The following is a 10798-nucleotide window of genomic DNA, read 5'->3' on the forward strand; positions in this document are numbered from 1 at the left end:
GGTTCCTAATAGTCACATAGGTGACCAATAGGAATCTCTTTACGGTTATAAACTATATGCAATTTATAATGATAATACGAATAAAACTAATATAACTAATACAACTATAAGACTTAACTTAATAGTCTAATCATAAAATAAATCTATTATCCATATATAAATAACTAAAATTTACTCAGGTTTAACCCAACGCACAATAGATTTAATAGGCTCAAAGCTCTTACGATGAAGCAGTGTTACCCCTTGTTGCTCGATAGCTTCTTTATGTAATTCCGTATAGTAACCTTTATGAATACCAAAGCCATAGCCAGGGAACTCATCATCAAGGCTCTTCATATATCGATCTCGCGTAACCTTTGCAATGATGGATGCAGCAGCAATATTAGCGCTTTTGCTATCACCTTTAATGATGGATTCAACGGGAATCCTCAAATCAGGCAATTTCATAGCATCGGCTACTACTGCTTCAGCTGGTACGCTAAGCGTACGAATAGCCTCATACATCGCTTGTCGCGTTGCTTCATAAATATTTAGCTCATCAATCTTTTCTGGACCGTAAGAAATACAGCTAACAGCAACGGCTTCGTCCATGATGATATCATAGAGTGTTTCCCGTTTTTCCTCTGTTAGTTTTTTAGAGTCATTGAGCCCCGGAATTAATGTCATAGGTGGCAAGATAACAGCAGCTACCGTAACAGGCCCCGCAATAGGACCACGCCCCACTTCATCGACACCAGCCACATGGTAGATACCTTGATCATAGAACATTCCTTCATAGTCATACATACCCATGAGACGTTGCTGTTCTTTTAACTCTTTTTCTTGACGCTTAATATAAGAAGCAACCAATTTTTGTACAGAACTACGAGTATCCTCTTGAGCAAAAGACAAAATCTCTAAGGCTTGTTCAGTTTCAAAGAGAGCTTTAATATCTGCTACTTTTAACTTAGAAAATACATCTTTATCCATTATGACTCTCCTCACCATCTGCAGGGTAGTACGGTTCTTCATCAACTTGATCGAGAGTAATTGTACCTAACTTAGTATTGCGGTAGTCTTGCAAGATAATACGGCGAGCCTTGTCAAAATCTACAATGCCACCGCTTACAAGACAACCTCGACGACGTCCGATGCTTTCAAGAATCGTATCAACATCAGTCATCTCTTCTTCTTTTAATTTATAACGCTCTACCAAAATATTTGGCGTGTTCGTCAATAAGTAATTTAATAACTGTTTTATAACATGCTCTAAATCATAAACATCATCGGAAATGGCACCTGTCATAGCGAGGCGAGCCGCTGCACGTTGGTCCTCTAATTTTGGCCATAATACACCTGGTGTATCAAGCAATTCAAGATTTTTACCGATTTTAACCCACTGTTGACCACGTGTATGACCTGCCTTATTAGCTGTACGCGTTGCAGCAGAACCAGCTAAAGAGTTAATCAATGTAGATTTACCAACATTAGGAATGCCTAAGATGATAGTCCTAACAGAACGACTGCGAATACCTTTCGCTACCCAACGATCAATGATAGGTTTACTTAGACGTTCTACGGTAGATAGTAATTTTTTATTGCCTTTGCCAGATTTAGAATCGATAGCCAATACTGTAATGCCTTGTTTAGTAAAGAATTCAGTCCATTCCTTTGTGGCTTTAGGATCTGCTAAGTCAACTTTATTTAACAGTACAATATGTGGTTTTTGACCAACGAGTTCAAGGATTACAGGATTCGCACTAGAGCGAGGAATACGCGCATCTAATAACTCGATAACTACGTCTACCTTTTTGATGTACTCTGTAATCATACGAGTAGCTTTCGCCATATGCCCAGGGAACCAATGTACGATAGGTGAATCTGCCATTTTATATCCTTTCTACATACTTTATATACATCTCATAGAGATACTTAGTATATTTTATATTTATCTTTTTACAGCTCTATATTCCTCTATTATAACTCTTTAATTCATAGAATAATAAAATAGAACTATTCATATCCAATTTTAGCAAAAATAAAAGGCTGCCAACGGCAGCCTTTTATGAACATTAGCGTTTTTCGCGAATACGAGCAGCTTTACCAGTAAGGTTACGTAAGTAGTACAATTTAGCACGACGAACAACACCACGGCGCATAACTTCGATTTTAGCTAAACGTGGGCTGTGAAGTGGGAATGTACGTTCTACACCTACACCGGATGCAATACGACGAACTGTAAAAGTTTCACGTACGCCACCGTTTTGACGTTTGATTACCAAACCTTCGAACACTTGGATACGTTCACGAGTACCTTCCACTACTTTTACGTGTACGCGAACTGTGTCACCAGCGCGGAAAGTAGGGATGTCTGTACGAAGTTGTTCTTGTTCAAGTACGTTAATAATGTTCATTGTTTCCTCCTGTTTGCAGACATTCAATACCTACACCTTATAGGCAGCGGACTGTCTCAAATTAACAGCAATATAGTATCATAAATCACGTACTGTTAGCAAGTATTTTCTATATTATTTTAATAATCCAAATATTTACGTATTATTTACGTATAATTGGTCGTTTTAACTTACCTAATAAGCGGTATAAATTCTCCTGTTCTTCATCCGATAAATCAGAGAACATTACATTAAGAAATTCGTTATATGTATGTAAAAGAGTTTTGCCTAACCGTTTCCCCTCATCTGTTAAAGTAACTACAGATATACGTTTATCCATATAATCAATATGTTTTGTAACATATCCCAATTCAATGAGAATATCTGTCTGCTCCGACACAGTAGCAGGACGCATATTTAGAGCATCTACTAACTGCTTCTGTGATGCTCCTTGGGAACGCATATATAATTCAATAATAATTCTATCACGAGACTTTTCTTTGCCGCTTGGCACCTTACATAAGGCTTTATATAATTCATCATGATTCATAATCATCTATCTCCTCATACAACTTTGTATATTATAAAGTATTCGCCATAGTCTCTAAAAATCCTGCATAAAATTTGCATATTCTTTGTAAAAGCAAAAAAGAGGTACACACGGTACCTCTTCTCTTGTATATCATTGTAAAATTTTTAAGTTTTACTGAAATATGTTATTTTAATGCGCTAATATCGCCAATAATAGCCATTACACTGTATGCTAAACGAACGAGTTGTAAACGGTTAGCTTTAATAGCTTCATCTTTATCCATAACCATTACATCTTCAAAGAATTTGTTGATGGCTGGAACTAAAGTAGCTGGAACTGCCACGACTGCATCATAATCGCCTGCTTCCCAAGCAGCACTACTTGCTTCAGATGCTTTAGAAGCAGCTTCGAACAATTCTTTTTCAGCATCTTCTTTCAATAAATCGCTATTAACACCAGTATATTCCACATCTTTTACAAGATTGTACATACGAGTATAGGCTTGAACAAGTTCAACGTTTTCATCGATGCGGTTAGCTAACAATGCATTTACAAGACCTTCAGCATCAGCAACGGACAATTCGTTGTTAGATAACAATAAGTCGATTACATGATGAGGAACTTCGCGATCAAGGAAGATATTTTTCAAACGAAGTGTGAAGAACTCTTCTACTTGGCCAAGCAATTCGTCTTGTTTTTCAGTTGGTATATTAAGCAATTCCATAGATGCTTTGAAGATTGGACGTAAGCTGATATTCCATTCGCTACCAAGCAAGATGTTCAAAATACCAATTGTTTGACGGCGCAATGCATATGGATCTTGAGAGCCTGTAGGAATTAGGCCACGGCTGAAAGTGGCAACGATGTTATCTACTTTATCGATGATGGACAATACTTTACCTGCTTCAGTTTGAGGCAATACATCGCCTGCAAAACGTGGTAAATATTGTTCGAAAATAGCTTCTGCCACTTCTTCGGACTCACCATCAAGTAAAGCGTACTCTTTACCCATTACACCTTGTAATTCAGTGAATTCTGTAACCATACCAGTTGTAAGATCAGTTTTAGCAAGCTCTGTAGCACGTTCTAACACAACAGCTGCATCTTCGTGTAAACCACATTCTTCACCAAATACACGGCCCAATTTAAGTAAACGTTCAGTTTTATCTGCTAAGTTACCAAGACCTTCTTGGAATACGATTTTAGTCAAACCATCTTGACGGTCAATAAGAGGTTTCTTGCGGTCTTCATTGAAGAAGAATTTAGCATCATCAAGACGAGCGCGCAATACACGTTCATTACCAGCTTGAACTACTTCGATGGAATGATCGGATCCGTTACGAACTGTTAAGAACATTGGCAATAATTTGCCGTTTTGGTCAACCAATGGGAAATAACGTTGATGGTCTTTCATAGGTGTAATAATAGCTGCATCTGGAAGTGCCAAGTAGGACTCTTCAAAACCACCACACAATGCTGTAGGCCATTCAACAAGATAGTTGATTTCTTCTAACAAATCATCATCCCAAACGATGGATGCATTTTTAGAAGCTGCCATATCATGTAATTGTTTGGAAATCAATTCACGACGTGCGTCTTGATCAACCATAACAAAGTTTTCTTTTAATGTGTCTATATAGGATGATGCATTTTTGATAGTGATTTCATCAGCACCTAAGAATCGATGACCACGTGTTACATTACCAGATTTAACAGTAGCAAATTCTACAGGAATTACGTCTTCATCAAGTAAAGCTACAAGCCAACGTACAGGACGTACGAACTTAGCATCTAAATTACCCCAATGCATGGATTTAGGGAAGTTAAGACCTGTAATCAGTTGTGGTAACATGTCTGTGACGATATCTTTTGCCGGAACCCCTGCAGTTTTAGTTTCAGCGTAAATATAGCCGTCTTCTACAACGAGATCCGTTACATCAAGACCTTTACCCCGAGCAAAGCCGATAGCTGCTTTTGTTGCATTACCGTCAGCATCATATGCGATAGAAGCAGAAGGACCTTTATGACGTTCACTGATTTCAGCAGATGTGTCAGCAAGACCTTTCACGATAAGAGCCAAACGACGTGGTGTGCCGTATGTTGCGATGCTTTCAAAAGGAAGATGGGCATCATTTAATTTCGTTTCAGCCAATTGTTTCAATTGACCTAAGATATTGGGCATAAAGCCGGCAGGAATTTCTTCTGCACCGATTTCAAATAATAAATCCTTTGCCATCTTATTTATCTCCTTTCAAAAGTGGGAAACCTAATTCTTCGCGTTTAGCAAGGTATTGTTGTGCACAAATACGAGCTAATGCACGTACACGGCCGATGAAAGCAGTACGTTCGCTGATGGAAATAGCACCGCGGGAATCAAGCAAGTTGAATGTGTGGGAGCATTTCAATACATAGTCATAAGCTGGTAATACATAACCGGCTGCACAAACGCGTTTTGCTTCTGCTTCGTACATATCAAACAATTTGAAAAGCATATCTGTATCAGCTAATTCAAAGTTATATACGGATTGTTCAACTTCGTTAGCATGCCAAACGTCACCATATGTAACATTTTCATTCCATTTAAGGTCATATACATTTTCTACGCCTTGAATGTACATAGCCAAACGTTCTAGACCGTATGTAATTTCTACGGAAACTGGTTTACAGTCGATGGAGCCAACTTGTTGGAAATATGTAAACTGAGTTACCTCCATACCGTCGAGCCATACTTCCCAGCCAAGGCCCCAAGCGCCCAATGTTGGAGATTCCCAGTTATCCTCTACAAAGCGGATATCGTGATCTTCAGCATGAATACCAAGAGTGGCCAAAGATTGTAAATACAATTCTTGGATGTTATCTGGAGATGGTTTCACGATAACTTGGAATTGGTGATGTTGGAACAAACGGTTAGGGTTATCACCATAACGACCGTCTGCTGGACGACGAGAAGGCTCTACATAACATACAGCCCATGGTTCAGGACCAATAGCATGCAAGAATGTAGCAGGATTCATTGTGCCTGCACCCTTTTCGATGTCATATGGATTTTGAACGATACAACCTTGATCGCTCCAGAATTTTTGTAGATTTAAAATAATCTCTTGAAATGTCATTGCTGCCTCCACTTTACACAACCGACATAAAATCAACCATTTCGTTACAAACAAAAAAGTCCCTGTAACGAAAAACGTTACAGGGACGAGTATACCCGCGGTTCCACCCTATTTGGCTTGCGCCCTCTTTTTTCTATGTTGGCCTTTACTAACAGATACCTGCGTTCCTGCCAATGCTCTACAGCGCCTTCAACCAAATGTGAGCTTACACCATCCTCACTCGCTAGAGAGGTTTACTACTCTGCTTCATCGCATATATTATACATAATATTGTAGCAATACAGGGGGAAGAATGTCAATCTCTCAGAATATATAATTATTCTAAACCAGAAGTATTTAAGATAATAAAATTAATTCTAAATATATATTACTTAAAAGTACTTTATAAATAAGAAAAATGATAAGAGTAATATTACGGACATTATAATCAAAACATCTAAAGTACGTATCAAACGCCATCCTCTTTTTTCATAATCAGTTAGTGTTCCTGCTTTACTTTTTCGCCATAAATTATAAGTACCTAAAATACATATTCCGAACATAAAAATAGTATTAAATATCTCAATAAATTTAGGTAAACCAATATATGATTTTATGAAAATACATATAAAGAAATAATTTCCAATTACTGTTAAAAGTGTAACCTTCCGAGTACCCCAACTTTTAAACATAAGATAGTTAAAACCTAATAGAAAAAATAGATTTACCATTTGATTTTCCATTTATCTTCCTTCTCCTTGATATACTCTTCGTTCTCCTTAATATAATTTTTTATCTGCTCAGTTGCATCATCAGTAACTTCACCTATAGTATTATTTATCGTAATTCCCGCAGCCCCAGTTAGTATTAATCCCTTAGTAAAAGATATACTAGGATTTAAATTATTTAAACCTGGACTAGCTAAAGATGGTGTAGCTAAAAGTACCGTCGCAGCCGCCATTCTTGCTTTTGCAGTTTCATTAGCAAAATCAGAAATACCTGCCAAATACTTTCCAGAAAATGTATCATATTTGTCTTGATTCTGAATTAATTTAGGCACAGTTTGACCAATAGTTACTGCATTTCCGACTTTTTTATCACCAACATACTCACCAGTATAAGAAACTACATCTCCCATTAAACCTATAGCAGTATTTGGACTATTAAATTTATCTTTAGCAATTTGATACTCATGTTCTCGCTGTTGCTGTCTTATTATAGCATCAATTTCATCATTTTGATAAATAACATATCCACCAGCATACCAAGCTTTATGATCTGGATTATAAACTGCAGTAGCACCTGACATTAAATTCCTATTTCCTTGGTATTCTCCTGTAAATACTGGTTCTGAGCTATTACTATAAACTCTATAAATTTTACCTGTAGATTCTTCTGGCCATTCATCTATAACTCTTGGTGTTTCTTCAACTACTGCAGGATTATTTACACTAGGATTATCCCATGAGGAACTTGTATTTGTTAGCAAATGTGCTGAACCTACATGCACTTTTCCTAAAGGCTCATCAATATTAACATATGAACCATCTGGGTAAACAAATACTTCTTGGCCGTCAGATTGATAACCATCTGCAGGATTTTGTTTAACAACAGTTGTTAAAGTACCATTGCGAACCACTGATGGAGATACTATATAATCACCAGTGTTAGTTCTTTTATACACATTACCATAAAGATCGATAATATAATAATAATCCCAAAATTCGAGTTCTTTATTTTCTTTCATTACACCATATGCATTATTTTTTGTTGCATTTTGTGCTTCAGTCGCACCAGTAATTGGAGATTTACCAAGCCCATGATTTACTAGGGCCCCTAAACTTGCACTTAGCCATTGTGCTACAGCAGGATTAGATTTAGCAATTTTTTGAATTTCACCAATCAAGGCTTCATTTGTTGCACCAGCATAGAAGCCACTACCTGTAGGGTTTCCAGCTATACGTGCAGATGTTTCAGCGACTACCGCATGCGCTAATGCCTTTGCAACTTTTCCTTCTTTTGTTTTAGGCTCCCAATAATGAAGTTGCTCAAATGCATCTTTAGCAAATAATCGTGCTAATTCTTGCCGTTCTTCAACCTTTTTCTTATCAAAAATAGTATCAAGCTTATTTAGGCTATTTTTTGTATCTTTAGAAATCTTATTAATATCAATATTAGAGGATTCTGTTATTATTTTACCATTAGCAATAACAGATTTTGTAGTACTTTCAGCTGATTTTTCCGAATCTGGCAATAGTTTTGGCAACAAACCTAAAGAGTTATATACAGCATCTTTACCTGCTTGACTTAAATTTTTAAAGCCAGATACAGATGTATAACTTAAACCTGTATTACTAGATTTATATTTAGCTTTATTTTTAATATCTTTAACTGTTAAAGAATTCGTTGATAATTTATTCTTGTCTACCTTTGCCTTACTATCAATAACAGCACCTTCTAATTTAGTATTTTCTTTAGTTGTGATATCAAAGCCTTCAGCACCAGCATATAATCCAGCTTGCTCAGTAACACTAGCATAATCACTAGTCATTTTACCTTTTGAATATTCTGCAGATACCCCACCTAATTGTGTACCATTTGTAGATATGCTAAATCCTATATTTTTCTTTTCGCCTCTATAGGTTTCACTATCTTGCAAGCTTTTAATAGTTAAATTACCACCTATTTGAGATTGAATATATTCACCATATACTTTTGATCCCACAATATTAGTATCAGCACCAGAGTTTGTAATTACTTTATTACCTTGAACAACCGTTCCCGAATGAGTCGTTTTAACTGTAGTACCATTTTCATTTGATTTATTATAATTAGCATCAATACCTAGTAAGCCACCACCATTAACACTAATATTAGTACCAATTGACCAGCCTTTGCTATCATATTTATCAGCTATATTAGTTGTATTTGTTCCAGCTTGTAGGGAGAGATTTCTACTTGCATCCAATTCAACAGATTCTCCTCGAATGGTTTCACCAATAGCCAGTATATCTCCTGAATCAATCGTAGTTGGTTTTGTAACTAATTTAATTCCATTATCAGATAATATATGCCCTCCTGCATACTTACTACTATCCAATCTTGATTCGCTTCTACTTTTACTAGAGCCAACACTTACATGAATATTAGCTAATCCATCTTTTTTTGCCCGTTTATTTTCTTTGAATTGCTTTTGATCCCCATTTATGTCATTTAAGTCATTATAACCTTTTGCTTTTTCATAACTTGCTTCTTTAGCTAATCTTTTTCTTTCTTTTTCTAATGCCTTTCTAGTTTTATCGGTTAATTTATTATTTTGTAGAAGACTATCAATTTCTTTTACTTTTTGTTCTTTAAGTATTCCAGACACTATTGATTTTTGTGCTTCATCTCGTACAAAATCAGGAGTAAAGTTTTTATACTCTTGAATCTTACTATAACCTTTTTTAAGTTCCTTACCAGCTTCAAGAGATTCTAAAGTTCCTAAGCGTTTATCATCACGACTATTAGCCTTACGTTGTAATCCACGTGCAGTAGTCAGCGCTGAAGCAATAGATCCACCCAAGCTAACAGTTAAACCGGATTGTTTCTCTTCATGCACCTGCTTCGATGCTACAGTGTCATGTTTACCATCAAGGGTTATATCTGAAGCACTAACTACAATATCATTTTTACCAATTATATCAGTACTAGTGAGATGTGCCTTATTATTAGCATCAATACTAATCTTTCTATTAGCAGAACCAATTAATGTATTTACATTTATTTTAGAATTTTCATCTAATGTATCAGTCACTTTTTTACTACCAATAGTAAATCCTATACCAGCGCCCATTAAGCCAGATTTTTTACTATATTGATATACATCATCACGTTGAGTTTCTTCACCTGAATCCGTACGCACGTCATTACCCGCAGATACTGATACATCTTTTGTCCCTAAAATATTAGAACCGGTTACTGAAACATTACGATTAGCTTTCACATTAATCGTATCGCCACCAATCGTTGAAGATAAAACACCTGTATGCTCATGATCTGTGCGTATAATATTAGTGGTGCGTGATAATAAACTCTTTTCTTTGTATTTTAGACCATATTCATCACGGCTATAGCTTTTCCCATTAGTGATAGTAACATCATTTCCAGCTTCAACTGATGTTAAGCCATGTTCACTATTAACAATACCATTACGGATATTTACATCATTCCCGGCATGTAAATTAACATTGCTATCACTTAAAATAGCTGTACCTAATTCTGTACGGCGGTCAGTACGATTATAATTATCACTATTAACAGTCATATCCTTTTTAGCAGATAATGCCTCTGTTGTTAAATTAATATTCTGACCAGCCTCAATACTTGCTTTCGAATTATCTCCAGTATGAACAATAGCTCCTTTAAGATTAACATCTCGTTTAGCAGTTAAAGCTAAATCACCATTTTCTGCTACCCCTATAGTACCTTGACGACCAACTACATCTTGATGTTGTAATCTATCTACCTGAGTACCTACATTAATATCACGGCCAGCATTAATATAGACTTGTTTATCACCATGAATATTACCACTATTGATTACATCTTGAGATGCCTTAATAGTCACTTTACGTCCATCTATACGACCTGTATTTTCTACATCAAGAGCTTCTAATACAATTGTATCTGCAGTCATAATGCCTTGATTTAAAATACCTGTATTAGTATTGCTAACGATGGCTTTGCCACTTATAATCCCCCCCATTGCATCCATAGATTTAGCGGACTGTTTGGCTAAATACACTTTAGGATACAAAACT

General features: G+C 36.2%; 7 protein-coding genes. All 7 read right to left on the minus strand.

The window, feature by feature from the left end; all coding sequences use genetic code 11:
* Positions 1–171: 171 nt before the first annotated feature.
* The 7 genes from HMPREF1865_RS08495 to HMPREF1865_RS08530 all read right to left on the minus strand — a co-directional run bounded on the left by HMPREF1865_RS08495 (position 172) and on the right by HMPREF1865_RS08530 (position 10752).
* Positions 172–969, minus strand: a complete 798-nt coding sequence (locus HMPREF1865_RS08495) for a ribonuclease HII (protein WP_060919829.1) — start codon at positions 967–969, stop codon at positions 172–174.
* Positions 962–1867: a ribosome biogenesis GTPase YlqF gene (gene ylqF / locus HMPREF1865_RS08500; protein WP_060919830.1), complete on the minus strand. Its 906-nt coding sequence runs from the start codon at positions 1865–1867 to the stop codon at positions 962–964. Before ylqF ends, HMPREF1865_RS08495 begins: the two co-directional genes overlap by 8 nt.
* 184 nt (positions 1868–2051) lie before the next feature.
* Positions 2052–2393 carry a 50S ribosomal protein L19 gene (rplS, locus tag HMPREF1865_RS08505; protein WP_004695921.1) on the minus strand — a complete coding sequence of 114 codons (342 nt, stop codon included), beginning with the start codon at positions 2391–2393 and terminating at the stop codon, positions 2052–2054.
* Positions 2394–2535: 142 nt separating this feature from the next.
* Entirely contained in the window at positions 2536–2922 is a 387-nt protein-coding gene (locus HMPREF1865_RS08510; RefSeq protein ID WP_024061633.1) for a MarR family winged helix-turn-helix transcriptional regulator, read from the minus strand.
* 166 nt (positions 2923–3088) lie between these two features.
* On the minus strand, positions 3089–5140 hold the full coding sequence (gene glyS, locus HMPREF1865_RS08515; protein WP_060919831.1) for a glycine--tRNA ligase subunit beta: 2052 nt from the start codon (positions 5138–5140) through the stop codon (positions 3089–3091).
* A 1-nt stretch (position 5141) separates the two neighbouring features.
* Positions 5142–6017 carry a glycine--tRNA ligase subunit alpha gene (glyQ, locus tag HMPREF1865_RS08520; RefSeq protein ID WP_060919832.1) on the minus strand — a complete coding sequence of 292 codons (876 nt, stop codon included), beginning with the start codon at positions 6015–6017 and terminating at the stop codon, positions 5142–5144.
* Positions 6018–6720: 703 nt separating this feature from the next.
* Positions 6721–10752, minus strand: a complete 4032-nt coding sequence (locus tag HMPREF1865_RS08530; protein ID WP_230949622.1) for a hemagglutinin repeat-containing protein — start codon at positions 10750–10752, stop codon at positions 6721–6723.
* Positions 10753–10798: the final 46 nt, after the last annotated feature.

Origin of the sequence: Veillonella parvula (genome assembly GCF_001553335.1) — a bacterium.
Classification (GTDB): Bacteria; Bacillota; Negativicutes; order Veillonellales; family Veillonellaceae; genus Veillonella; species Veillonella parvula_S.

Coding starts and splice junctions, on each gene's coding strand:
- glyS (WP_060919831.1), bottom strand. CDS start 5,140: ATGGCAAAGGATTTATTATTTGAAATCGGTGCAGAAGAAATTCCTGCC.
- HMPREF1865_RS08495 (WP_060919829.1), bottom strand. CDS start 969: ATGGATAAAGATGTATTTTCTAAGTTAAAAGTAGCAGATATTAAAGCT.
- rplS (WP_004695921.1), bottom strand. CDS start 2,393: ATGAACATTATTAACGTACTTGAACAAGAACAACTTCGTACAGACATC.
- ylqF (WP_060919830.1), bottom strand. CDS start 1,867: ATGGCAGATTCACCTATCGTACATTGGTTCCCTGGGCATATGGCGAAA.
- glyQ (WP_060919832.1), bottom strand. CDS start 6,017: ATGACATTTCAAGAGATTATTTTAAATCTACAAAAATTCTGGAGCGAT.
- HMPREF1865_RS08530 (WP_230949622.1), bottom strand. CDS start 10,752: ATGGATGCAATGGGGGGGATTATAAGTGGCAAAGCCATCGTTAGCAAT.
- HMPREF1865_RS08510 (WP_024061633.1), bottom strand. CDS start 2,922: ATGAATCATGATGAATTATATAAAGCCTTATGTAAGGTGCCAAGCGGC.